The sequence below is a fragment of the Nocardia sp. NPDC005745 genome, from assembly GCF_040630775.1.
Lineage (GTDB): Bacteria > Actinomycetota > Actinomycetes > Mycobacteriales > Mycobacteriaceae > Nocardia.
The window spans coordinates 57,102-80,527 of record NZ_JBEXYF010000004.1; the positions used below are offsets into that span (position 1 = coordinate 57,102).

At 66.6% G+C, this 23,426-nt stretch carries 21 protein-coding genes; 13 read left to right on the forward strand and 8 right to left on the reverse strand.

Features of this window, described 5'->3' with window-relative positions:
* The first annotated feature begins 271 nt into the window (after positions 1 to 271).
* The 11 genes from ABZ420_RS06005 to ABZ420_RS06055 all read left to right on the forward strand — a co-directional run bounded on the left by ABZ420_RS06005 (position 272) and on the right by ABZ420_RS06055 (position 12,133).
* A complete protein-coding gene (locus ABZ420_RS06005; protein ID WP_357039499.1) occupies positions 272 to 1,642 on the forward strand; it encodes a sensor histidine kinase in 1,371 nt (456 codons plus the stop codon).
* Entirely contained in the window at positions 1,642 to 2,067 is a 426-nt protein-coding gene (locus tag ABZ420_RS06010) for a roadblock/LC7 domain-containing protein (RefSeq protein ID WP_357039496.1), read from the forward strand. The genes ABZ420_RS06005 and ABZ420_RS06010 overlap by 1 nt, the downstream gene beginning before the upstream one ends.
* A gap of 73 nt (positions 2,068 to 2,140) precedes the next feature.
* The gene (locus ABZ420_RS06015) at positions 2,141 to 2,491 is read left to right on the forward strand and encodes a DUF742 domain-containing protein (RefSeq protein ID WP_039805398.1); all 351 of its coding nucleotides are present in this window, start codon (positions 2,141 to 2,143) and stop codon (positions 2,489 to 2,491) included.
* A complete protein-coding gene (locus ABZ420_RS06020; protein ID WP_040866287.1) occupies positions 2,466 to 3,071 on the forward strand; it encodes an ATP/GTP-binding protein in 606 nt (201 codons plus the stop codon). Before ABZ420_RS06015 ends, ABZ420_RS06020 begins: the two co-directional genes overlap by 26 nt.
* Positions 3,068 to 4,339 carry a cytochrome P450 gene (locus tag ABZ420_RS06025; protein ID WP_357117539.1) on the forward strand — a complete coding sequence of 424 codons (1,272 nt, stop codon included), beginning with the start codon at positions 3,068 to 3,070 and terminating at the stop codon, positions 4,337 to 4,339. Before ABZ420_RS06020 ends, ABZ420_RS06025 begins: the two co-directional genes overlap by 4 nt.
* Positions 4,340 to 4,353: 14 nt before the next feature.
* Positions 4,354 to 5,583 carry a cytochrome P450 gene (locus tag ABZ420_RS06030; protein WP_357117542.1) on the forward strand — a complete coding sequence of 410 codons (1,230 nt, stop codon included), beginning with the start codon at positions 4,354 to 4,356 and terminating at the stop codon, positions 5,581 to 5,583.
* A gap of 279 nt (positions 5,584 to 5,862) precedes the next feature.
* Complete coding sequence (locus tag ABZ420_RS06035; protein WP_357118072.1) at positions 5,863 to 7,134, forward strand: cytochrome P450; 1,272 nt, start codon at positions 5,863 to 5,865, stop codon at positions 7,132 to 7,134.
* Positions 7,135 to 7,363: 229 nt separating this feature from the next.
* Entirely contained in the window at positions 7,364 to 8,599 is a 1,236-nt protein-coding gene (locus ABZ420_RS06040; RefSeq protein ID WP_357118075.1) for a cytochrome P450, read from the forward strand.
* 10 nt (positions 8,600 to 8,609) lie between these two features.
* Positions 8,610 to 9,839 carry a cytochrome P450 gene (locus ABZ420_RS06045; RefSeq protein ID WP_357117545.1) on the forward strand — a complete coding sequence of 410 codons (1,230 nt, stop codon included), beginning with the start codon at positions 8,610 to 8,612 and terminating at the stop codon, positions 9,837 to 9,839.
* A 123-nt stretch (positions 9,840 to 9,962) separates the two neighbouring features.
* Positions 9,963 to 11,291: an MFS transporter gene (locus tag ABZ420_RS06050; protein WP_357117548.1), complete on the forward strand. Its 1,329-nt coding sequence runs from the start codon at positions 9,963 to 9,965 to the stop codon at positions 11,289 to 11,291.
* Positions 11,292 to 11,632: 341 nt separating this feature from the next.
* Positions 11,633 to 12,133 carry a flavin reductase family protein gene (locus tag ABZ420_RS06055; RefSeq protein ID WP_040866291.1) on the forward strand — a complete coding sequence of 167 codons (501 nt, stop codon included), beginning with the start codon at positions 11,633 to 11,635 and terminating at the stop codon, positions 12,131 to 12,133.
* Between the two features lie 32 nt (positions 12,134 to 12,165).
* On the opposite strand, the gene ABZ420_RS06060 is transcribed toward ABZ420_RS06055, so the two are convergent.
* From ABZ420_RS06060 to ABZ420_RS06070, 3 genes are all read right to left on the reverse strand, one after another.
* On the reverse strand, positions 12,166 to 13,032 hold the full coding sequence (locus ABZ420_RS06060; protein ID WP_357117551.1) for a TIGR03619 family F420-dependent LLM class oxidoreductase: 867 nt from the start codon (positions 13,030 to 13,032) through the stop codon (positions 12,166 to 12,168).
* Positions 13,029 to 13,403, reverse strand: coding sequence for a MerR family transcriptional regulator (locus tag ABZ420_RS06065; RefSeq protein ID WP_357117554.1), 375 nt, complete (start codon positions 13,401 to 13,403; stop codon positions 13,029 to 13,031). Before ABZ420_RS06065 ends, ABZ420_RS06060 begins: the two co-directional genes overlap by 4 nt.
* Positions 13,404 to 13,498: 95 nt before the next feature.
* On the reverse strand, positions 13,499 to 14,368 hold the full coding sequence (locus ABZ420_RS06070) for an alpha/beta hydrolase (RefSeq protein ID WP_357117557.1): 870 nt from the start codon (positions 14,366 to 14,368) through the stop codon (positions 13,499 to 13,501).
* A 52-nt stretch (positions 14,369 to 14,420) separates the two neighbouring features.
* On the opposite strand from ABZ420_RS06070, the gene ABZ420_RS06075 reads away from it, so the two are divergent.
* Positions 14,421 to 15,017, forward strand: a complete 597-nt coding sequence (locus ABZ420_RS06075) for a TetR/AcrR family transcriptional regulator (RefSeq protein WP_357117560.1) — start codon at positions 14,421 to 14,423, stop codon at positions 15,015 to 15,017.
* A gap of 58 nt (positions 15,018 to 15,075) precedes the next feature.
* On the opposite strand, the gene ABZ420_RS06080 is transcribed toward ABZ420_RS06075, so the two are convergent.
* The 4 genes from ABZ420_RS06080 to ABZ420_RS06095 all read right to left on the reverse strand — a co-directional run bounded on the left by ABZ420_RS06080 (position 15,076) and on the right by ABZ420_RS06095 (position 20,844).
* On the reverse strand, positions 15,076 to 16,116 hold the full coding sequence (locus ABZ420_RS06080) for a D-isomer specific 2-hydroxyacid dehydrogenase family protein (protein WP_357117563.1): 1,041 nt from the start codon (positions 16,114 to 16,116) through the stop codon (positions 15,076 to 15,078).
* Between the two features lie 2 nt (positions 16,117 to 16,118).
* Positions 16,119 to 17,207: a pyridoxal phosphate-dependent aminotransferase gene (locus ABZ420_RS06085; protein ID WP_357117566.1), complete on the reverse strand. Its 1,089-nt coding sequence runs from the start codon at positions 17,205 to 17,207 to the stop codon at positions 16,119 to 16,121.
* A gap of 211 nt (positions 17,208 to 17,418) precedes the next feature.
* Complete coding sequence (locus tag ABZ420_RS06090; protein ID WP_357117569.1) at positions 17,419 to 18,834, reverse strand: MFS transporter; 1,416 nt, start codon at positions 18,832 to 18,834, stop codon at positions 17,419 to 17,421.
* A gap of 219 nt (positions 18,835 to 19,053) precedes the next feature.
* A complete protein-coding gene (locus tag ABZ420_RS06095; protein ID WP_357117572.1) occupies positions 19,054 to 20,844 on the reverse strand; it encodes a choline/carnitine O-acyltransferase in 1,791 nt (596 codons plus the stop codon).
* Positions 20,845 to 21,395: 551 nt separating this feature from the next.
* Here ABZ420_RS06095 and ABZ420_RS06100 point away from each other — a divergent pair.
* A complete protein-coding gene (locus ABZ420_RS06100) occupies positions 21,396 to 22,133 on the forward strand; it encodes an IPT/TIG domain-containing protein (RefSeq protein ID WP_084499084.1) in 738 nt (245 codons plus the stop codon).
* A 207-nt stretch (positions 22,134 to 22,340) separates the two neighbouring features.
* On the opposite strand, the gene ABZ420_RS06105 is transcribed toward ABZ420_RS06100, so the two are convergent.
* Positions 22,341 to 23,402, reverse strand: a complete 1,062-nt coding sequence (locus tag ABZ420_RS06105; RefSeq protein WP_357117576.1) for an NAD-dependent epimerase/dehydratase family protein — start codon at positions 23,400 to 23,402, stop codon at positions 22,341 to 22,343.
* Between the last annotated feature and the right edge of the window lie 24 nt (positions 23,403 to 23,426).

The window sequence follows — 23,426 nt, forward strand, 5'->3', positions numbered from 1 at the left end:
ACTTCGTTGGAATGCTGCTAATGTGCGTTTGGTCGGGTTCTGGTTACCGTTCGGATACGATCCGGGCGGTCGGCGATTGACGTGTAATCGCCTGTCCTGCGGGCACTGTGCGGTAGGCACTCTCGGTGAGTGCCGGTGCCGTCGCGGGGTTCCGGTACTCCGACGCGGACCCCACCGACCGGTCCGTTCATGGTCGGCAGGCGAGGGAAGGCGAGCGAAGCAGGATGGCAGTGGGCCGATTCCTCGAGACCAGTCAACGACGAAAGAACTGATGAATCAAGATATCGCCGTGGTGCTTTCATGGATCCTCGCCGCCGCTTTGGTGATCGCCGTAGCGGGGGCGTTGTACGCAGTGCAGTATGCCAGGGCTCAACGGGCCAAGCTCGAGGCTGTGAGCAGGGAACAGCGCGCGACGGAGGACACGCTCGAGCGGTTCGCCGCCACCACGCTGCCCGCGGTGGCCGAGTCGATCCGCCGGTTCGAGTCGCAGGTGCCCCCGGTCGAAGTCCAGGCGGGCATGGAGAATTCACGGCTCGCGCAGATCCTGCGGTGGATCTCCGAGCGGTACGCCGACGATCTGAGCCTGATGCGCTCGGAGACCAGGGACCTGACCAACAACGAGGCGCAGCAGGCGATCAAGGCCGCCGAGGAGTCCGCGCGCACGGAGGTCGCCTCGGCGTCGCGCCAGGCGACCAGCGCCGCGGTGCGCTCGTTCGGTACCTCCGTGGTCAGCCTCGGCGCGGATGTCAGCCAGGTGGTGAGCGCCGCGCTGCGTGAGCATCGCGACGACGCGGTGTACGAAACCCTCACCCGCATCGACCACACCGTGCAGCAGATGATCCGTCAGGCGCAGTCCTATGTGATCGTCTGCGGTGGTCTGCCCGGCCGTCGCTGGCCGGCGCAGACGCTGACCGACGTGGTCGGCGGCGCCATCGGCCGCGTCCGCGAATACCTGCGGGTGCGGCCCAACCAGCTCGATCGCGTCGTGATCAGCCGCGCGGTGGAACCGCTCGTGCACACGCTGGCGACCCTGCTGGACAACGCGTTGCGGTACTCCCCGCCGACTTCCTACGTGGACGTCAACTTCCAAGAGGGCCATCACGGCGTCACCGTCATCATCGATGACGCGGGCGTGCGGATGAACGCCGAGCAGATGGAAGAGGCCCGCCAGGTGCTCGCGCACGAGCGGCCCGTCGACATCCACCAGCTCGGCCCTTCGCCGAAGGTCGGCTTCCCGGGTATCGCCGCGCTGGCCCGTCGCTACGGTTTCACCGTCTACATCGACGGCCCGAACGTCTACGGCGGCATGCGCGCGATGGTCTACATCCCGGAGTCGCTGCTGGTCACCCCGCAGAACGTCCAGGAGGTCGCGCCCGTGGCCGAGGCCAAACCGGAGCCGGTGACGGTTCCCGCGCAGGACGCGCCGAGCGAGCAGCCCGGCGAGGACGAGCACTCGCTGACGGTGAGCGAGATCACCAGCGGCGGGTTACCCAAGCGACGACGCAGGACGGTCGCGCTCGCCCCGGTCGGGCCGCGCACCGAACCGGGCCTCGCTCGCCCCGAGGTCGCAGCAGCTTGGCATACCGGCTCCAAGAGCGGCCGCGCCGCCGCATCTGATGACACGGAAGGGATGACATCCTGATGGCCACACCCGTGACCGACAGCAGCAACAAACTGGGCTGGCTACTCGAAGATCTCAGCATCACGGGTGTGCGGTTCGCGGTGTTGCTGTCCGACGACGGCCTGCGGATCGCGCACTCCACGGGGATCGCGCGCGACGAGGCTGAGCGCTTCGCCGCTGCGGCCTCCGGCCTGCGCTCGCTCGGCAAGGCGCTCGGCGAGTTCTGTGGCGATTCCGCGAACGGCGTCCGGCAGAACATGACCGAGTACGACCAGGGGATGATCCTCATCACCGCGGCGGGCGAGGGGGCGTTACTCGGCGTCGCGACCACCAACGAGATCGATGTGGGCCTCGTCGCCCACCGGATGAACGAGTTGGCAGGCCGGGTCGGACGCGAGCTCGGCAGCCAGCCGCGTAGGCGCGTAGACGGCAGCGAAATGCCATGATCGAGCGCAGCGAGCGAGTCAAAGGTACTGCGCCGCTGCGCATCGCGGAGCCGAGCGAAAGCGAGGCGACGTCATGAGCAAGCCGCGGCGCGATCCGGACCTGGTCCGGGCCTATGTGCGCACCGGAGGGCGTACGCGTCCTACTCGCGAGCTGGACCTGGTTACTTTGGTCCTGACCGCCAAAGATCCACTCCCCGGGGCGTCGCCCGATGCGCGCCGGGTCATGGCCCTGTGCAGCCGTCGGGGTGCGCTGTCGATCGCCGAGATCGCGGCGTATCTCGACCTCCCGCCGTCCGTCGTGAAGATCGTCGCGTCCGATCTCATGGACGGCGGGCACCTGGTCACTCCCACCCCGGCCGAGTCCCTGCCGGAGATCGCTCTGCTGGAGGAGGTACTCAATGGGCTCCGTGCTCTCGCCGTCTGATCGCGCCGTCGACTACGTGCCGGAGACCGTGACCCGCTCGGTGAAACTGCTGGTGGCCGGCAATTTCGGCGTCGGCAAGACCACGTTCGTGAGCAGCGTCTCGGAGATCAAGCCGCTGCGCACCGAGGAGACCATCACCGAAGCCAGCGTCGGCGTGGACGACATGGCCGGACTGCCCGGCAAATCGCAGACCACGGTCGCGATGGACTTCGGCCGCATCACCCTCAGTCCCAAACTCGCGCTCTACCTGTTCGGCACTCCGGGTCAGCAGCGTTTCGTCCCCTTGTGGGAGGAGCTGGCCCGCGGTGCCCTCGGCGCGCTCGTGCTGGTGGACACCCGCCGCATCGAGAAGTCCGACGAGGTCCTCTCGGTGCTCGAGGAACGTGGCGTTCCCTATTCCGTGGCGGTCAATCAGTTCGAAGGCGCGCGGCCCTACCCGTTGGAAGAGGTGCGCGATGCCCTCGACCTGGAACCAGGCACACCGCTGACGTTACTGGACGCGCGTGATCGAGGCACCTGCCTGCGTTCACTGATCACGCTTGTCGAATTCTTGTTCCACCGTTTGGAGTCTCGCATTTGACTACGCCACAGTCCTCGACCTTCCCCCAGCACCTAGCCGCCGGCGCCTGCCCGGTCGCGCACGGATCGCCGATCGACGCCGACGGTCCCAGGTTCCCGCTCTACGCGGAGGATTTCGCGGCCGACCCGCACGGGATCTACCGGGAGATGCGCAGGCGCCACGGATCGCTGGTCCCGATCGAGCTGTCGCCCGGTGTGCCCGCCACGCTGGTGATCGGCTATCAGGAAGCCGTGCGGATCCTCAACGATCCCGAGCACTTTCCCGCCGATCCCCGCGTCTGGCAGAAGAACATCCCCGAGGACTCGCCCATCCGTCCGATGATGGAGTGGTATCCGAACGCCCTGCGCAACAGCGGCGCCGCGCATGCCCGCTACCGGGGCGCCTACACCACGAGCATCGATGCCATCGACCTGCACGAGGTGCACTCGATGGTCGAGCGCATCGCGATTCCGCTGATCAATTCCTTCATCGAGGTCGGATCCGCTGATCTGGTGACGCAGTACGCGTTCCCGCTCGTCTTCGAAGTGCTGAACCGGATCGTCGGCTGCTCGACCGAACTGGGTCAGCGGGTCGCCACCGGCATGGCGATGCTCTTCGACACCGTGGAGGCGGCCAAGGGGATGCAGATGCTCTCCGAGGCCTTGATGGAGTTGATCCACCAGCGCCGCGCGGAGCCGGGCGACGACGTCACGTCCCGGCTGGCGCATCACCCGGCCAATCTGAACGACGAGGAGATGCTCTCCAACCTGATCAGCCTCTACGGCGCCGGAATCGAGCCGCAGCAGAACCTGATCACCAACACGCTGCTGCTGATGCTCACCGACGACCGTTTCGGCGGCGACGTCCTCGGCGGCAGCCTGTCGACGCGCGACGCGCTGGACGAGGTGTTGTTCAACGACCCGCCGATGGCGAACTTCTGCATCACCTATCCGCGCCAGCCCATCCTGATCGACAACACCTGGTTGCCCGCGCATCAGCCGGTCATGGTCAGCCTGGCCGCCTGCAACAACGACCCGGCGATCCGCGGCGGCGACCGCACCGGCAACCGTTCGCACCTGGCGTGGGCCGTCGGACCGCACGCCTGCCCCGCGAAGTCGGTGGCGTCGGTGGTAGTCCAAGAAGCCATCGATCAGCTGCTCGACGCGCTTCCCGAAATGCAGTTGGCCGTGCCCGCGGATCAAGTGGTCTGGCGGCCCGGCCCGTTCCACCGGGCGTTGGCGGCTTTGCCGGTCGTCTTCCCGAAGTCCCCTCCCTTGAACATGGTGTAAGGAGAAGCGTCCCGATGTCGCAAGAGCCGATAGTCTTGGATCTGACCGGTTCCGATATCCAAGGCGAGGCCGCGCGGCTGCGCGAGCGTGGGCCGGTGGCCCTGGTGGAATTGCCCGGCGGGGTGCCCGCGTGGTCGATCACCGATGCCGTCGTGCTCAAGACCCTGCTGGCCGACGCACGCGTGTCGAAGGATCCCCGGCAGCACTGGGCGGCGTTCATGAACGGCGAGATCACCCAGGAGTGGCCGCTGCACCCGTGGGTGGCGGTCGACAACATGTTCACCGCCTACGGCACCGAACATCGGCGGCTGCGCAGGCTGGTCGCACCGGCGTTTACGCACCGCCGCACCGTGGCGCTTCGACCGCGCATCGAAGCGATCACCGCGGACCTGCTCGACGGGCTGGCGGCGACCCCGCGCGGTGCGGCCGTCGACCTGCGCGAGGGCTACGCCTATCCGGTGCCGATCCAGGTCATCACCGAACTGATGGGTGTGCCCGACCATTTGGGCCCCGGCGTGCGGAAATGTGTCGACGGATTCTTCGACACCTCCTTCGGGCCGGAGGAGGCCCAGGCCAACTATCTCGAGATGTACCGGCTGATCAGCGAACTCGTGGCCTACCGGCGGGAGACGCCTGGCGACGACATCACCAGCGTGCTGATCGCCAGCCGGGACGAGGAGGACGGCTCACAGCTGACCGAGAAGGAACTCGTCGACACCCTGATGCTGGTCATCAACGCCGGGCACGAGACGACGGTGAACCTGCTCGATCAGGCCATCTTCGCGTTGCTCACCCACGCCGACCAGCGCGCCGACGTGATGGCGGGGCGGATTCCGTGGTCGGACGTGGTGGAGGAGTCGCTTCGATTCGAGGCGCCGGTGGCGCACCTGCCGCTGCGCTACGCCGTCGAGGACATCGATATCGCCGGTGTCCGCATCCCCAAGGGGGAGGCGATCCTGGCCTCCTATGTGGCGGCCAACCGCGATCCGAAACTGCACGGCGCCACCGCGGGTGAGTTCGACCTGCGGCGATCGGCCAAGGATCATCTGGCATTCGGTTACGGCGCCCATCACTGCCTGGGCGCGCCGCTGGCCCGGCTGGAAGCCGAGATCGCCCTTCCTGCCATCTTCCGGCGCTTCCCCGACATGCGCCTCGCGACCGATCCGTCCGAGCTGGGCACCGTGCTCAGCTTCATCTCCAACGGCCATTCCGAGCTGCCGGTGTTCCTGGAGGCAGCGCGGTAATCCGGTCCGGACGAACATCTCGATCACCCGGCACGGGCGCTCGGACGGCCCGTGCCGGGCAGAGGTGTTCCACCGCGGGCGCGCGCACGGGGAACCAGCCCATCGCGCCGGTTCGGCGCACGAGATATGCTCTGCCGCAGTGTAATTCGGCGTAAAGTCGAATCAGCGAAGCCCACATGGCAATCGGGTCCCGAGACGACGGGACGCGGGTCGTGTGCCTACCCTGCTCGTCGAACGTTCCGACTTTGGAGTCACGGTTTGACCCACCCCCAGTCCTCGATATCGTCCGCTTCCAGCGGCTGCCCGGTCCGGCACGGCTCACCGGTCGGCTCCGAAGGCCCTCGCGTCGCGCTGTATTCGGACGATTTCGCATCGGACCCGCACCGCGTCTATCGAGAGGCGCGCGGGCGATACGGTTCGTTGGTGCCCGTGGAACTGTCGCCGGGTGTGCCGGCGACATTGGTGATCGGCTACCACACCGCGCTGCGCATCCTGAACGACCCCGACCATTTTCCCGCCGATTCGCGGACCTGGCAGCAGACCGTGCCCAGGGACTGCCCGGTCCTGCCACTGCTCGAGTGGCGTCCGGCCGCGATCCGCAGCACCGGCCTGGAACACGCCCGGTACCGGCAGGCCACGGTCGCGGCCATCGACGAGATCGACCAGTTCGCGCTGCACAACACGGTGGAGCAGATCGCCGTTCCGCTGATCAACACCTTCTGCGGCGATGGCTCGGCCGATCTGATCGCGCAATACGCCTTTCCGCTGTCGTTCGCGGTGATCAATGCCATGCTCGGATGCCCGCTGGAGATCGGGCAGCGGGCGGCGATGGGGATGGCGGCGATGTTCGAAGGCGTGGACGCCGAGCGGGGCAACGCGATGTTGAACGACGCGATGGCGGAGTTGGTGGCGCTGAAGCGCTCCCATCCCGGCGACGACATCGTCTCCCGGATATTGGGCCATCCCGTCGATTTCAGCGACGCGGAGATGACCCAGCAGGTACTGATGCTGTACGGCGCGGGCATCGAGCCGGAGCAGAACCTGATCGTCAACACCCTCCGGCTGATGCTCACCGACCCGCGGTTCGCCGGCGGCATTCTCGGCGGCAGCCTGTCGACCAGGGACGCCCTGGACGAGGTGTTGTTCACCGACCCGCCGCTGTCGAATTACTGTGTCACCTTCCCGCGGCAGCCGATGCTGATCGACGGCGTCTGGCTACCCGCTCACCAGCCGGTGGTCATCAGCATGGCCGGATGCAACGACGATCCGGCGATCAACACCGGGAAGTACACCGACAACCGGGCTCATCTGGCCTGGAGTGTCGGGCCGCACACCTGCCCGGCCCGTTCGGTGGCCTACATGATCGCGCAGGACGCCATCGATCAGCTGCTGGACGCGCTGCCCGAGATGCGGCTGGCCGTCCCCGCCGAGCAGCTGACCTGGCGGCCGGGTCCGTTCCATCGATCGCTGACCGCCCTGCCCGTCCTCTTCCCCGAATCGCCGCCGCTGCCCGTCTTCTGGGACCAGCCGGAGGGGAGTTCGGTGTCATAGTCTCGCTCCGCCCGGCGTGCCGACGCCGTCGCATCCGACCCCGAAGGAGGTTGCCGCTCAGAGGTCGTCGTGCACACAGCTGATGAGGGTGTGCGCCGGCCTGTTACCGATCCCCCCGCATCACGTCGACCTACGCCGTCGCGGCGCGCACGCGCCGGGTGATCGCGTTCGTCGAAACGTTCGTTCCTCTGGAGTTTCGTCTTTGACCACGCCACATTTCCCGCCGTCCATGTCCGCGAACGGGTGCCCCGTCACGCACAGCTCGCCGATCGATAGCAGCGGCCCTCGCTACCCGTTGTATTCGCAGGAATACGCCGAGGATCCGCACCAGGCCTATCGCGAGATGCGCAGGCAGTACGGTCCGCTCGTCCCGGTCGAACTGTCGCCGAACCTGCCGGCCACGCTGGTGATCGGCTACCACACCGCGCTGCGTATCTTGAACGATCCCGACCACTTCCCGGCCGATCCGCGCACCTGGCAGAAGGGCGTTCCTGGCGAGTGCCCGGTCCTGCCGATGCTGGAGTGGCGGCAGAACGCGCTGCGCAGTTCCGGCCTGGAACATCTGCGCTACCGGCAGGCGAACGTCGCGAGCATCGCCGGGGTCGATCTGCACGCGCTGCACGGAACCATCGAGCAGATCGCCATCCAGCTGATCAACGCGTTCTGCGAGGACGGTGCGGCCGATCTGATCAGCCAGTACGCGTTCCCGCTCAGCTTCGCGGTGCTCAACGCCATGATCGGCTGCCCGGCGGACATCGGCCAGCAGGTCGCGACCGGTATGGCCGCCATCTTCGAGGGCGTGAACGCGGACAAGGGCAACGCGATGCTCACCGACGCGCTGTTCGAACTGGTGCAGCTGAAGCGCAAAGACCCCGGTGACGACATCACCTCGCGGCTGTTGCGGCACGAGGCGGCCCTGGACGACGTGGAGATGATCCACCAGCTGATCACGCTCTACGGCGCCGGTATCGAACCGATGCAGAACCTGATCGTCAACACGCTGCTGCTGATGCTCACCGACGAACGGTTCGCGGGAGACTTTCTCGGCGGGAGCCTTTCGACCCGCGACGCCCTCGACGAGGTGTTGTTCAACGACCCGCCGATGGCGAACTACTGTGTCAGCTATCCCAAGCAGCCGATCCTCATCGATGATGTCTGGCTGCCGGCGCACCAGCCGGTCGTGATCAGCATGGCGGGCTGCAACAACGATCCCGCGATCGGTGTCGGTCAGCGCACCGACAGTCGCGCGCATCTGGCGTGGAGCGTGGGGCCGCATGCCTGCCCCGCCCGATCGGCCGCGTACCTGGTGGTCCAGGACGCGATCGATCAGATCCTCGACGCGCTGCCCGAGCTGCGCTTGGCCGTGGCGCCCAGCCAATTGAACTGGCGGCCGGGCCCGTTCCACCGCGCGCTGGTGTCGCTGCCCGTGGTCTTTCCGAAATCCCCTCCGCTGACCGTTTTCTAAGGAGTCCTCGATGGACACACAGCCTCTAGTTCTCGACCCGACGGGCGCCGACATCCAGGGTGAATCCGCGCGGATCCGCGAGCGCGGGCCGGTGGCCCTCGTCGAATTGCCGGGCGGGGTGCGGGCTTGGTCGGTCACCGACGCTGATCTGCTCAAGCGGTTGCTGGCCGATCCCAGGGTGTCGAAAGACGCCAAACAGCACTGGCCCGCGCTCATCAACGGCGAGATACCCCAGGACTGGCCACTGTTGCCGTGGGTCGCGGTGAACAACATGTTCACCGCGTACGGCGCGAACCACCGCAGACTGCGCAAACTCGTCGCGCCCGCGTTCACCCACCGCCGCACCCAGGCGATGCGCGCCATGATCGAGCAGATCACCGCGGACCTGCTGAGCGAACTGGCGGCCACTCCCGCGGACGAAGCGGTGGACCTCAGGGAAGGCTTCGCCTATCCGCTGCCGATCCAGGTGATCAGCGCGCTGATGGGCGTTCCCGAGTCCCTGAACGCCGGTCTGCGTACCTGCGTCGACGGCATCTTCGATACTTCGCTGACCCCTGAACAGTCGCAGGCGAACTATCTGGAGATGTACCGGATCCTCGGTGAGCTCGTCGCCTACCGGCGTGAAACGCCCGGTGACGACATGACCAGCCTGCTGATCTCGCACCGGGACGAGGACGACGGCTCGCAGCTGACCGAGCAGGAGTTGATCGACACGCTGCTGCTCGTCATCAGCGCCGGGCACGAGACCACGGTGAACCTGTTGGACCAGGCCGTTTTCGCCTTGCTGACCCACCCCGACCAGCTCGCCGAGGTGACCGACGGGCGGGCGACCTGGACCGACCTGATCGAGGAGGCGTTGCGCTACGAGGCGCCCGTGGCGCATCTTCCGCTGCGCTACGCCGCCGACGACATCGAGATCGACGGACTGCGTATCGCCAAGGGAGAGCCGATTCTCGCGTCCTACGCCGGGGCCAACCGCGATCCGAAGCTGCACGGCGCCACCGCGGGCGAGTTCGACGTGCGGCGAGCGACCAAGGAGCACATGTCCTTCGGGTACGGGGCGCATCACTGCCTGGGTGCGCCGCTGGCCCGGTTGGAAGCCGAAATCGCCCTGCCCGCGCTCTTCCAGCGCTTCCCGAACATGCGCTTGGCGGCCGGACCCGATGAACTCGGCACCGTGTCCAGCTTCATCTCCAACGGACATGCCAGGCTTCCGGTGTATCTGGAGCCGGCCGACTAGCGGTGGACACGCGCCCCCGGTCGCGGCCGGGGGCGCGAGGCGGCCGGTCTCTCGTGCTCGCGCGAGAGCGGTTCTGCTGCGGCGCACTTGACGAAGCGGTGGTCCGGGGCCGAGAGTGCGCTGATGGTTTCCACCACCGAGGTGGCCGGCGCTACGCTGCGCAAGGTCACGATTCGCCTGGTGCCCTTTCTCGGGCTGCTGTACTTCGTCAACTACCTGGACCGGGTCAACATCGGGTTCGCCGGGCCCAGCGGTATGAAGACCGACCTCGGTCTCACCGAAACCGCCTTCGGATTCGCCTCTGGCATCTTCTTCGTCGGATACCTCCTGCTCGAGGTGCCGAGCAACTTGGCGCTGCACCGGTTCGGCGCCCGGCGCTGGATCGCCCGGATCATGGTCACCTGGGGTCTGGTGGCCACGGCGATGGCGTTCGTACCCGACGCCACCGTGCTGTACATCCTGCGGTTCCTGCTGGGTGTGGTGGAGGCGGGCTTCTTTCCCGGCATTCTGCTCTATCTGACCTACTGGTTCCCGCAGGCGCAACGGGCGCGGATCGTGGCGTTGTTCATGACCGCGGTGCCCATCTCCACCGCGCTGGGCGCGACGGTGTCGAGCCTGATCATCCAGTACGGCGACGGGGTCTTCGGGCTCATCGGTTGGCGGTTCATGTTCTTGGTCGAGGGTCTGCCCGCCATCGCGCTGGCGGTGGTGACGTGGTTCTACCTCACCGACCGTCCCGAGCGGGCGACCTGGTTGGCCCCCGCGGAAAGGGAATGGCTCGCGGACGAACTAGCCGCCGAGCAGGCCGCGCTGCGGAGCGCCGAGCACTGGACTCTGCGTCGTGCGCTGACCCATCCGCGGGTGCTCGGGCTCGCCTTGGTCTACGGCGGCATCGTCTACGGCCTCTACGCGCTGGGCTTCTTCCTGCCGACGATCATCGACGGCTTCCAGCAGCAGTACGGCACGCGGTATTCGGTGGTGCAACGCGGGCTGATCAACGCGGTGCCCTACCTGATCGGGGCGATGGTGATGGTGTGGTGGGGCCGGCACGCCGACCGGACGGGCGAGCGCGTCTGGCACGTCGCGCTGCCCGCGCTGCTCGGCGGCCTGGCCATTCCGGTGGCCCTCTATCTCGGCGATCCATTCGCCGCGATGATCGCGGTGACCGTCTGCGCGGTGGGCGTGCTCGCGGCGCTGCCGACGTTCTGGGCTTTGCCCGGCACCTTCCTGACCGGTGCCGCCGCGGCGGGCGGCATCGCGCTGATCAACTCGATCGGTAACATCAGCGGTTTCGTGGCGCCGTACGTCACCGGTGGGCTGAGGGACGCGACGGGAAGCCAGCGCGCCGGGCTCTGGGTGGTGGGGCTGTGCATGATCGGCGCCGCCGCAGGCGTACTGACACTGCGAGGGCGCGCAGGCGACGTTCCGGTGCGCAGGAAGCCGGAGCCATGATCTGCCGACAGCGGTGCTCACTGCCGGGTCCGGCACGGCTGAACCGGGGGCGACGGGGCATGTCGACCGCTGAGTGCACCGGTGCGCTCGCAATGTGGCGACCGCCACCATGCGTTTTCAGTGTCGGCGCGTAAGGCGTTGTGGTGGACTATCATCCACGGGATGTAGACCGGAATGAGCCGATCTACATGGGCCGTCACCCGGGCTTCCCACCCTTCCGGCTTCGCCGTCTCAGACGACCGGCCGCTGCGGTTGTAGGGTGAGCGCTGCCCGGTCCGGCATGTTTGCGCGACGGTCGCGCGGGCATCCGGGGAAGACGTTGCATCACGCTGGGAGGACCGATGGCTACCGAAGACCGGACCGCAGTGTTCGACGCGGTGGTCGCGGCGGCAGACTATCCCGTGCTGCTGGTCACCGCGCAGGCGGATGGCCGGCGCGCCGGTTGTCTCGTCGGATTCGCGACGCAGGTCAGCATCGAGCCGCGCCGGTTCTTGATCGGCCTGTCCAAGAAGAACCACACCTACCGGGTCGCGCAGCGCGCCGAGCGGCTCGCGGTACATTTGCTCGGCAGCGAACAGCTGTCGCTGGCGCGGCTTTTCGGCGGTGAGACCGGCGACGACATCGACAAGTTCGTGCACTGCGACTGGCACGCGGGTCCCGATGGCATTCCGGTGCTCAGCACGGTGCCCAGTTGGTTCAGCGCCCGCATCCGCGAGCGCTACGACTTCGGCGATCACGTCGGAATGCTGCTGGAACCCGAGGACGGCGACGTGCGGCGACCCGCCGCCGAGACCCTGCATTATCACTCGGTGGCGGATCTGGTTGCGGGCCACGCCGTCTGAGGAGGTTTCCGGCGCCGGTGAGTGCGCGGTCGCTACCTCCGTGCGTTCGCAAGATCGAAGCGCGCTGCGAAGGCGGACAACTCGTCGCGGGCGCGCTCCGGGTCGCCCGTACTCGCGCTCACGACGATGCGCGTGACGCCCTGTTCGGCCATTCCCTCGACCCGTTCGGCGGGCATGTCGATCGAGCCCCAGCGCGTGTATTCGAACGCGCCGGGGTCCCGGCCCGCCGTATCGGCCGCGGCATGGGCGATCTCCAGCTGGGTGGCGCGTTCGACCGGCCCGAGCACCCCGCCCGGGAAGTAGCCGTCGCCGCGGGATCCGGCCCGGCGCGCGGCGGCGCGGCTCGATCCGCCGACGTGGATCGGCAACGTTCCGCCCCCGGTGGGTTTCGGGTAACTGCACAGGTTCTCGAACCGGAAGAACTCGCCTTCGAAGCTCACCCCCTCCCCGCCGCCGGACCACAGGAGCCGGAGCACGTCGATGGCCTCGTCGGCACGGCGGCCCCGGGTGGCGAAATCGACGCCAACGGCCCGCGCCTCGCCGGGGAGCGTGCCCAGGCCCACCGTGAGGAGGCGCATCCGACCCTTGGACAGAACGTCGATCGTCGCCAGGCGTTTGGCGAGCACCACCGGATGGTGATAGGGCAGCAGCAGCACCGCGGTGCCGAGCAGAATCCGATCCGTTGCGGCGGCCACGAAACTCAGCGCGTCGAGCGGGTCGGCGAACGGCACCGTCGGCGTGAGCTCCATCGGCCCGATCGTCGCACCCGGGTACAGCGCGACGTGCTCGGGCAGGTACATGGCCTCGAATCCGCAGCGTTCGGCGTGCTGGGCGTAGGCGATCAGCCGTTCCGGGTCGACGCCGAAGAAGGGGGTGCTGTAGCTGACCGCGAATCTCACCTCGGCTGCTCGATCCGGTCGAACTCGCAGGCCGCCGCGAGCCGGTCGTTCAGATGACCACGGACCTCCGCCAGCCGTTCCATATACGAATCGACCTCGGCCAGCTTGCGCCGCAACGTGGAGACCGAGTCCGGACAGACGTCTCCGGAGCCGTTGCCCGCGCGCAGGCAGGTGACGAACGGGCGGATGTCGTCGAGGTCGAACCCGGCGCCGAGCAGTTCTCGGATCTTCGCCACGATCCGCACCTCCGCGTCGTCGTAGGAGCGGTACCCGTTGGCCGCGCGGCGCGGCCGCACCAGACCGTGTTCCTCGTAGTACCGCAGGGCCCTGGTGCTCGTGCCCGCCTGCTGCGCCAGTTCGCCGATGCGCATCCGTCCTCCTTCGCCGCCGTCACCGCCACGCTAAACCTTCTCGTCGACGTCAAGGCAAGTGGAAGAGAGCGCTGCCTGGCGTGGTCGCCCGAGCGCTACCGCGGTCCGGGAGTGTTCCGCTCCGGCGTGGTGTGGCGCTCGACCAAGAACGCCGACATCGCCTCGGCGACCGCGGCGGGCTGGTCGAGCATCGAAAGGACGTAGGCGTCATCGATTTCGACAAGTCTCGCGCCGGGGATGAGTTCGGCGAGCCTGCGGCCGTGCTCGCGCGGCATCACCTTGCCCGCCGACGACCACAAGATCAGCGCGTCGCCCTGGAAGTCGCGCAGTGCCTCGGTATTCGCGATCAATTCCGGCTTGCGGAACCCCGACTTGGTGTAGGCGAGCAGGTCGCGCCGAATCCCGGCATCCCGCAGCCCCGGTTCGGTCCAGCCGCGCACCAGCGCGTCGGACAGCGGGCGCCGCGCCATCCAACCGAACAGCAGCGGCGAGCGACGCAGCCACCGAACGCGTAATTGCCGCAGCGCCAGTGAAACGCCGCCCGGCAGGTAGGTGGCGACGGTGGCCATCTTGCCCGGCAGGCCGGGCGGGAAATTGTCGAACGCCTCACACGGCAGCACGATGAGCCTGCCGACGCGTTCGTCGAGCCCGTAGGCGGTGAGGAACAGCGCACCACCCCAATCGCTGTGCACGAGCGTGACATCCCGCAGATCCAATGCGGCGAGAAGATCGGCGACGAGTTGATTCAGGCCGCGCAAGCTCAGGTCCACACCCGAGCGCAGCGGTAGGGGATGGGCGCCGAGCGGCAGGTCCGGCAGCACGTACCGGAAGCCGTCGGGCAGGGCGTCGATGACCTCGTCCCACACCGTGTGGTTCATCAGCAGACCGTGCAGCAGAACGACCGGCGGTCCTTCGCCGCGCTCGACGTAGTGCACCCGGCCCACCGGTAGTTCGATAACGGGCATGTCCGCCTCCGTTCGAGCGATCACTCTAGAGTAGTTGCTCTAGTCTGGAACGGTGACCGAGAAGATGTCAACCAGCACCCGGGAACGCCTCGTCACCGCGATGGCCGAGCTGATGCGGACGCAGGGCTACGCGGGCACCAGCGTCAAGCAGCTCACCGTCGCCGCGAGCGCGCCGATGGGGTCGCTCTATCACCACTTCCCCGAGGGGAAACCGCAGATCGCCGCCGCGGCGCTGCGCACGTCCGGAGCCGCGTATCTGCAGTTGCTCCCTCTGCTGTTCGACGCCGACGACGACCTGCGCGAGGCGATCCCCGCCGCGTTCGCGTCGGCGGCCGAGCAGATCGAACAGACCGGCTGGATGAACATGTGCCCGGTCGGCACCGTCGCGGGTGAGGTCGCCGACAGCGAACCCGGGCTGCGCGAAGTCGCCGCCGAGGTCATCATCTCTTGGATCGACGAGGGCGCCGACTACTTCGTCCGCCGCGGCTTGCCCGCACCGGACGCCCGCGAGCTCATCCTCGCCGTCCTCGCGGCGCTCGAGGGCGCTTTCGTGCTCAGCCGCACCCTTCGCTCGACCGAACCCTTGCACGCGGCCGGCCGGTCGTTGCGCGCCCGCATCGAGCAGATGCTGAACGGGGTGGGCGAATAGCAGATCAACAGCACGCCATCATCCGAGTCCCTCGCGGCGAATCCGGTGCGAACTGACATCATCGACGCGAGGGGCTGCGGCGCGCAGGCGACCACCGGGCGTGATCACGGAAGCCGGGGTTGACGACTCGCGGGTCTTCTCCAGTCTCGAGAATATTCCCGATGGACTCGACATTAGCCGTGAGCATCGCACGGAAGGACTCCTCGGTAGCGCCCGCAGCGTGCGGCGTGACGAGAAACCTGTTGTCGCCCAGTGCCATCAACCCGAGGGGATCGTCTTTCGCGGAAGGCGCGGGCACGATGTAATAGCCGTCCATGGCAGCGGCCGCGAGGCGGCCGTCGAGCAGCGCGGCCCGCAACGGCGCTGGATCCACGAGTTCCGCTTCGGAAGTGTTGAGCAGAATCGCACCGGGCTTGACGGCAGCCAGTTGCGCTTCACCGATCATCCGGGCCGTCTGCGGGCCGTATGAAGCATGGAGACTGATGACATCGGACTCGGCGAGCAGTTCGGCCAGCTCGACCCGGCGAGCGGGGATGTGCTGTTCCAGTTCCGGCTTCGCTGTTCGGCTCACGTAGACCACGCGCATCCCGAACCCATCGGCCGCCATCCGGGCGACGATAGCGCCGATGGTCCCCATTCCGACGATGCCGAGCGTCTTCGCATGAAGGTTGCGTCCCTTGCTCTCGGGCCATCGACCGGCCTTCGTTTCCCTCGCCAGGTCCGTGATCCGGCGCCACGCGTCGAGCATGAGACCGATCGTGAACTCCGCGACCGCACGTGCGTTGGCTCCCGGCGCGTTGGTCACCGCGATTCCCGCCGCGGTCGCTGCCGCGATATCGACGTATGGCTGATACCCGACACCCATGAACGCTATGACTTCGAGGTCGTCGGCAGAGGACAACGCTGCGGCGGTCGCACGCTCCACACCACCGAGAATGTATGCGTCCTTGCCGGCCAGCGCGCGCGCCAATTCGGCTTCGGGCAGGTCGTAGCGACGAACATCGACTTCGATATTCCGCCGACGCAGCCATTCGATATCGGCCGGTGTCGGGTCGGCCCCGGTCAGCAAGGTGCGATAGCGGCTCGATCGAGCGCTCATCGTCACGCTTCTTTCGGGGTGAGCCGAATTGCGGTGTCTCGCAGCAGCCGCGCGCCCTCCAGCACCAGCCGCGGGTCGCGGGCCAAGGCGACCCGGACGAACTCTCGCCCACGCTCCGGCTGATTCCAGAAGAAGTTCGTCCCGGGTAGAACGTGGACTCCCTCCCGAATCGCCTCGTGGACGAAGCGCTCGCAATCGCATCCCTCCCGCAGGCGCAGCCAGTCCACCGACACAGGCGACCGCAAATCGGTGAGGAATTCCAATTCACCGTCCGGAAGAATCGACCGGAGGATATCCCGGTTCTGGAGTACGGAAGGAAAGATGGTTCGCTCGACGCCATTCTTGCAGCTGTCCTCGATGAATTCTGTCAGCACCCGGAGATGGAAAGGTGAGACGCTCTGCAACAGGTCGTCGTGCAGCCGGTACATGTCTTTGTACATATCCGGACTGCATACCGTCAATCCGACTTTGATCTCACTGGTCGGCCAGGTCTTGCCCGTGTCTTCGAGCACGATATAAGAGACTCCCGATTCCTCCAGGATCTCGTACTGCGACCAACCGATGGGTTGAGGCGAGAAGAAGCGGAAGGAGGCGTCGAGGACCAGGGTGCAACGACGGTCGGCGCAACACTGGACCAACGCTCTGAACTCCGCTTCCGGCAGCGTCCAACCGGTGGGATTGTTGGGGGAGACCAACCAGATCACCGCAGGTTCGAGCCGGGCTATCGCCGCGGGCAGGCGTTCGACGGTGCAATCTTGTTCCTGTAGCGGTACGAGCTCGACATCCTCTCGGCGCAAGATCGATGAAATATTGTCGAAGACCGGCTCGATCAGGGCGACTCGCTTGCCCGCGCGAGCGCAATGACTTACCACCATCGTTATCGCGGATGAAGCGGAATACGACAGCATATATCTGGACACATCTCCGTGCATCGGCTCGCCGGCCAGACGCAGGAAAGCGGCGAGGAACGTTTCTTCCAGATCGGATTGCGATTGCTCGCGCGCCTCGTGGAACAGCTCTGGGAACCGCTCGACGATGTCGTTCTGTGAGGCCGTCAGCGGTTGGCGGCAATGGGCATCCGAAAGATTCACGGCTCGATCGAGACTGCGCCGCTCATATGTAGTGCTGGTAGTGTGCCCGAGCGGGTTCGGAAGATTCGAACAGTGCGTACGAATAGATGTCACGGTTGATAAACCTTCGAGATGGTAGTTGCATGCGGGGGCGTGTAGTTTTGTGGCCGTATCGGATGCTCACTCGGCTGAAGGAGAAATTCGGACAGCCGGCAGTTGGCAAGGCCCGGAGTTAAACCGGGCGCCCGCTCCATGGCGATTCATTTCGCTCGTGCGGCGACGGAGTTTCGGTCCAAGGTGTCGGGAAGCGTTGCCCGGTCGGGACGGCGTCGACGGCTTCGGAATCCATGGATGGTACGGCCGCGATCTCCGATCGGTTTCGGTCTCCGGGAACGGGAGGGTCCGCATTCTTCTCGGAGGTGTCATTTCCGTCGGGCCGGGCGTCGAGGGAGCCATAGAGATCGTCGCCGAGGACGGCGTCCACTATCCGCCTTGTCGTGGTGACGATGAGTTCTCGACTCACTTCGTCGGGCGCCCCGGGCGTGGGCGCGGCACGCGCCGCGATCCTGCCCAGCCCGATTCCCGCACCGATACCGATCGCGGTCGCGGAGAGGAAGCCGCCTGACGAACCGGCGAAGTCGACGGACTGGCTCGCCAGAATGCTTCCCATGGCCACGCCCACCCACATCAGGCTGAAATGAAAGCCGAGGGCTTCACCGAGTGCATCCTGGGAGACAACGGCATTCATCCGATCGGTGCTGGCCGGGAACACGGCACCGGCCAGCACACCGACGATGAAAACGGCTATGGCCAGCGAAACCGGCCCGGTTGCCAGGGCGCAAGGCACCACACCGATTCCGAGGCCCACCAGCAGGACATACGGCGAGATGGTTCTGGAGATCGCGCCGTAACCGTACCCACCGACCACCGCTCCGGCCGCGCCGATGGCCAGTACCAGCCCGATCGACTTCTTGGCGTGGAAATCGTGCATGGCCGTGATGACACTCAGTTCCTCCGCGCACAGGACGGCGGCGGCCGCGGCGTATCCGACATTCGGCGCCACGAACCCGATCTGCAACCAGAATCGCTGTGGGGTACGCCGTGACACTCGGCTCGGACCTGTTCGCAGCGGTGGATTCTGTCGCAACAACACGACCCCGCAACCCACGGCCACCAATCGGACCACGAGCAGCACTACCCCCGTGTCCCAGATACTCATCGCCGCGACACCCAGCGGCGGCCCGACCAGTAGCGAGATATCCGCGGTCACCTCGTACGCGGCGAGCGCCGGTCGCCGCTCGCGTTCGGTCGTGGCGACCGTAATGGCCTGTTTCGCGACATTGATGATCGGTATCTCGAACCACGCCGCCAACGCCGCGAGCAGCAGCAACAGCGGAAACGGCGCGAATGGTGCGACCAGCCAACAGATCCCGTTCACCACGATCGCCGGCGCCAGTGTGGGCCGCAGGCCCGAGCGATCCAGCCGCGGGCCGCGTTGTAGCTCGGTGCCCGCCATGCACAGGTAGACCACGGTGCTCAAGAGGCCCGCAGCGCCGTAGGAGAGGTCCAACGTGTGCCGCACATGCATGACCAGCAGCAGCGATTGGGAGTTGAGAACAGTCCGGAACAGCAGACTGAGCAAAATCATATTGCATACTGTTCGATTTGCCAGAAGCTCTCGGTAGGCTTTCACCCCCACTCACCTCTCGGGGCGGGAATCCTGCTCCTGGAGGTGATCGGCGCGGTTTCGCTCAGGCGAACTCTCTTCCCTTGTTCGCCACCATGCCTTCGTGACCTACGCGCACCATGTCTTCGATTGTCGTGCGAGAACTGCCATATTCGACAAGTCATTCATCGACACGCAATGCTAGGCGACGGATGTCGTCTCGAGCAGATCGCACAACTCCGGGATGGCGACAGAGACAGCGTGCGCGAATCCGCGCAAGGACTGTGCGATGCCCTGGGCTGCGCTGAGGTGGATGTTGACACCGCCGGGCTGCACGAGGTAGCCGATCCCGATGCATCGGTCGGCTGTCGGCCCGAAACCGAAGAATCGAACATTGACCGATGACACGGCACTCGTGCTGAGATAGTCGTCGCGCAGAATTCGCCAACCGGGAGATTCGTGCAGCGCCAGCGGCTCACCGCCGTGGTGTCGCTGGATTCGCAGTAGCTCCGCGAGGTGCCGTTCGGGAGCACGCCCCGCCTGGCAGTCTCTGGTGTGAGCGACGTGTACCGCCGCGGCGGTGCGCAGCGCTTCGGCCCGAGCGGTGGCCGTGGCCGTCTCGTCGTTCATCAACGCGACGAAGCGAACGACTTCGGGGGTGACCACGCGGAGGGCTTCTGTGCGGCCGTGGCGGTAATGCCGCACGGCAACGGATTCATAGGTGGTGCCCAGCAATCCCCTGGACCGCTGATGAGCGAGTTGGTAAGCCATCTGTACCAACGCATCCGGTGATATTCCGAGCCGTTTGGCGGTGTCCGAGCCGAAGCCGTCGAGCGTGACGACCTCCGTGGCGGTCGCGCCCGCTTGCTCGGCGAAGTCGGCTGAGGCTTGCCGAACCGCCTGCCGGATAGCCTCGTCGAGACGGAATTCGACCGGTGAAATCGCGGGCACCCGTCCCGGCTTGTCCGCCGAGATGGCTGTCGCACTCGCCAGAACCGCGTCGCACAAGCCGGCCACGGTGGTTCCGTCCAGGCCGGACTCCTCGATGTTGATGCCCGCGCGACCATCGGCGAACACGATGAATGTCAACGCTTTGTCGTACCAGCGGTTCCCGCCGTCGCCGTGCATGAGCTGATTACAGGCAGCGAGTTCGTCTCGGGGCGCGAAGTCGTCGAGCGCGAGGCAGAACAGCGCCGTTTCGATCGTCTCGAACGCGGCGACGTTGTCGGGATCTTCCATGAGGGCCTGGCGAGCCCTCGCCCAAGTGGCGCGTGGTCCAGTTGTCAGCGCACCCGGCGACGCCTCCCCGGCCGGATCGGTTCTTCTGATCGCGTCCAACCCGGCGATCAGGTCCTCGATGGAATGCGGGGCGCCGTCCGCCGCGACGACGTCCATTCGGAACGCATGACTTCGGAAGAAGACGACGATGTGCCGGGCCGTCGACGGACCGGGCTCGACGGCACTGTAGGCGGAGCGCACGGTGTCGCACTCGATGCCGGGGATCCTGGTGGTGGAGAACAGGCGCCTGTTCTGATGCATGGACAGTGGACGGCCGCGCAGCATCACAGGCGCTACCATCTCGGCGTCGAGTTCGAATTTGTACGCGGCGGTGCGGAAGATCAGTTCGGCGGCACGTTCGAGTTGCCCATGCTCCGAGTCCGCTAACAGGAAGAAGGAATTCGCGTTGTACGCGATACTGTCCCGATAGCCGAGATGGCGAGAGTTCCAGAATGCGTCGAGCCAGCTATGGACGCCGGGTGTCCGATCGAATCGCTCGATCTCGCTTTGCCGAGTCCGCGCCGGACCGTCCGGCGCGAGGAACTGCTCCACGGCCCGTTTCGTGGCAGCGAGTTCCTCGTCGGTCAGCAACGGCGAGCACCTCTCGAGAAATCGCTCGCACGTTTCCTCCAATGTCGGGATGGGAAGCCGTGGCAATTGCTCGTCGTAATCGTATGTGCTGACGGGCATCTCGGTGGCGAGTTTCTCGGTCACCGTGAGAGTGTCTCATCGCTACCGTAGCGACTGACTCCAACGGTGGGAATGCCGGATGAGCCTTTTCCGCGGACAGTACGTGGATCTTCGGGCTGGACTCACCGCGGTCGGCCGGGCGGTGCCGCCTCGCGAGCGGGGAGCGAACCCGCGGTGGCAGAGGCTCGACCGGAGCCCGCGACGCGCCAGTTCCCACCGCTGGAGACGACTTGACGACCGCTACGAAACATGCTGCAGCACAACAGATCCCGTTGTAGCGACTCGCGGACCGGAACCAATGTCGGAGGCCGAGAGAGCCACCTCCTGGTCGCGTACGCCGAAGCGGTCTGTCCGACCGGCAGATGCACGCTATCGGATGACTCGAGCCATGCGCTCCCCGAGAGTGGGGAGCGCAACGGACCATAAACCAGACGAAATCGGACAAAAACAGACGAAAACGGATCGCAATATGCATTGCCGCAGTGCGCCTTTCAGGGCCTTAATGGTTACAGCCGGGCAACCAAAAGGTCGAGCACCCCCGGTGCAGGTAATCAACTCTGAAAAGGGGCAATGCCATGCCTACTATCACTTCGGTATCGCCGACCACGGGCCCGACTTCGGGGGGTAACAGCGTGGTTATCACCGGAACCGGATTCACCGGTCCGACCACGGTGCGATTCGGCGGGACCGCAACAACTTTCACACTGGATTCCGATACGCAGATCACGGCGATCGCTCCGCCCGGCGCAGGCACCGTACAGGTCACCGTTGCCAATGCGGGCGGAACCAGCAATGGCTTTCCTTACACCTACGTCGTGCAGCCTCCTGTGGTGGCCTCGGTCATTCCGAATTCCGGGCCGTCGACCGGTGGGACCGTGGTTTTGATCGTCGGAACCGGCTTCACCGGAGTTACTTCGGTCAAGTTCGGTGCCACCCCGGCCACGTTCTTCTTCGGGATTTCCAGCACGCTGATCATCGCGATCGCTCCGCCGGGAACGGGTACCGTGCCCGTCACCGTCACCACTCCGGTCGGTACAAGTCCGGGGGTGCCGTACACGTATGTTTCGGTGCCGACGCTGATTTCGGTCACACCGAATACCGGGCCGGTGACCGGCGGTACCGCGGTCACGATCACCGGCACCGGATTCACCGGCGCCACCGGCGTGTTCTTCGGTTTCCTTCCGGCAGTGTCGTTCACGGTGAATTCCGACACGCAGATCACCGCGATCACCCCGGTGGGCTTCGGTCCGGCGCCGGTCACGGTCACCGGTCCGGGCGGTATCGCCGGCGGCGTGTTCTTCATCTACAGCTGACGCCGGCGCCCGCATGTGCCCGAGTCTGAGGCAGTAGCACTGCGCAGGTGGCGGCATCCGAAGGCCGGAGGGGTCGACCCCGATGCACGGGTCGGCCCCTCCGGTCGTGGTGACGTCGACTCGGGCCGTCGAACGACTCGATCATCGGCGCGCCAGGAACCGACACCGGTACGGCGACCGCTGCGGCGGCGCGGAGCGGCAGGCGAGCTAGCCGACACCCAGCTCTCGGCCACCCACTCCGGACGCGAATTCCCGCCAGCGCCAAGCCCCGCCCGCGTCGCGAGCCAGAGGTGGGGTGTCTTCCCCCGCACCGGCGCGCAAACCGGAGAGCAGATGCCGGAGGGCGTCCACGGCGGTGAACCGCGGCGTCCAGCCCAGCTCCGCCCGCGCGCGGCCGGTATCCAGGATCGGCAGGCGCATCACCGCGTCGAACAGGTCCGGCGCCGCGGGCAGGGTCCGCGCGTGCCACCCCATGGCGAGCGCGGCGCGGACGAGTCCGGGCGGCACGGACACCACCCGGGCGCCGAACAACTCGGCCAGCCGGTCGCGGTCGATCACCGGTTCCGCGGCCAGATTGAACGGTCCGCGGGCGTCGGTCGCGAGAGCGAGGGCGTAGGCGCGACCCACGTCGTCACTGTGTACCGCTTGGAAGCGCAGGCCACGCGGAAGCGGCAAGATCGGCGGGAGGCCCGGCCGGATCAGGCGATTCGGTAGCAGCGGCCCGGCGAACAAGCGCCGCTGCTGGCTGGCGGTCTCCCGGCGGAAGATGAACCCCGGGCGCATCCGGACCACGCGGCGGTCCGGATTCTCGGCCTCGAACCGATCCAGCAGCCGTTCGACATAGGCCTTCTCGCGGGTGTACGCGGCAGGCGGCCAGCCATCGGTCGGCCAGCTCTCCGGCACCGGCTCGTCGTCGTGGCACGGGGAGTAGGCGCCGACCGACGAGGCGTATATGAAAGCCGGGACCTGCGCGGCGGCCACAGCACGCAGTACGCGCTCCGTGCCGCCCACATTCGCGCGCCAAGTGACCATGGGCTGATGGCTGGGCTGGAACAGCCATGCCAAATGCACCACCGCGTCGGCGCCGTGGAAATGGGATTCCAGGTCGTCGGTTCGCACGTCCGCCTGGACCCATTCGACGCCATCCCAGGACTTGCTCGGGACACGTCGCGCGATTCCCACGATCGAACCGACCCCCGCTTCGGCCGTCAGGGTCTCCAGCAAGCTCGTCCCCACGTTTCCGGTGGCACCGACCACGACTACGCGCATATCTGCTCCTCGGCTCGGCGGCGA

Bases quoted from the DNA above. Each gene is read 5' to 3' on its own strand.
- ABZ420_RS06090 (WP_357117569.1), bottom strand. From the start codon at position 18,834: ATGATTTTGCTCAGTCTGCTGTTCCGGACTGTTCTCAACTCCCAATCG.
- ABZ420_RS06005 (WP_357039499.1), top strand. From the start codon at position 272: ATGAATCAAGATATCGCCGTGGTGCTTTCATGGATCCTCGCCGCCGCT.
- ABZ420_RS06015 (WP_039805398.1), top strand. From the start codon at position 2,141: ATGAGCAAGCCGCGGCGCGATCCGGACCTGGTCCGGGCCTATGTGCGC.
- ABZ420_RS06030 (WP_357117542.1), top strand. From the start codon at position 4,354: ATGTCGCAAGAGCCGATAGTCTTGGATCTGACCGGTTCCGATATCCAA.
- ABZ420_RS06040 (WP_357118075.1), top strand. From the start codon at position 7,364: ATGTCCGCGAACGGGTGCCCCGTCACGCACAGCTCGCCGATCGATAGC.
- ABZ420_RS06105 (WP_357117576.1), bottom strand. From the start codon at position 23,402: ATGCGCGTAGTCGTGGTCGGTGCCACCGGAAACGTGGGGACGAGCTTG.
- ABZ420_RS06045 (WP_357117545.1), top strand. From the start codon at position 8,610: ATGGACACACAGCCTCTAGTTCTCGACCCGACGGGCGCCGACATCCAG.
- ABZ420_RS06010 (WP_357039496.1), top strand. From the start codon at position 1,642: ATGGCCACACCCGTGACCGACAGCAGCAACAAACTGGGCTGGCTACTC.
- ABZ420_RS06020 (WP_040866287.1), top strand. From the start codon at position 2,466: ATGGGCTCCGTGCTCTCGCCGTCTGATCGCGCCGTCGACTACGTGCCG.
- ABZ420_RS06050 (WP_357117548.1), top strand. From the start codon at position 9,963: ATGGTTTCCACCACCGAGGTGGCCGGCGCTACGCTGCGCAAGGTCACG.
- ABZ420_RS06055 (WP_040866291.1), top strand. From the start codon at position 11,633: ATGGCTACCGAAGACCGGACCGCAGTGTTCGACGCGGTGGTCGCGGCG.
- ABZ420_RS06070 (WP_357117557.1), bottom strand. From the start codon at position 14,368: ATGCCCGTTATCGAACTACCGGTGGGCCGGGTGCACTACGTCGAGCGC.
- ABZ420_RS06080 (WP_357117563.1), bottom strand. From the start codon at position 16,116: ATGAGCGCTCGATCGAGCCGCTATCGCACCTTGCTGACCGGGGCCGAC.
- ABZ420_RS06065 (WP_357117554.1), bottom strand. From the start codon at position 13,403: ATGCGCATCGGCGAACTGGCGCAGCAGGCGGGCACGAGCACCAGGGCC.
- ABZ420_RS06100 (WP_084499084.1), top strand. From the start codon at position 21,396: ATGCCTACTATCACTTCGGTATCGCCGACCACGGGCCCGACTTCGGGG.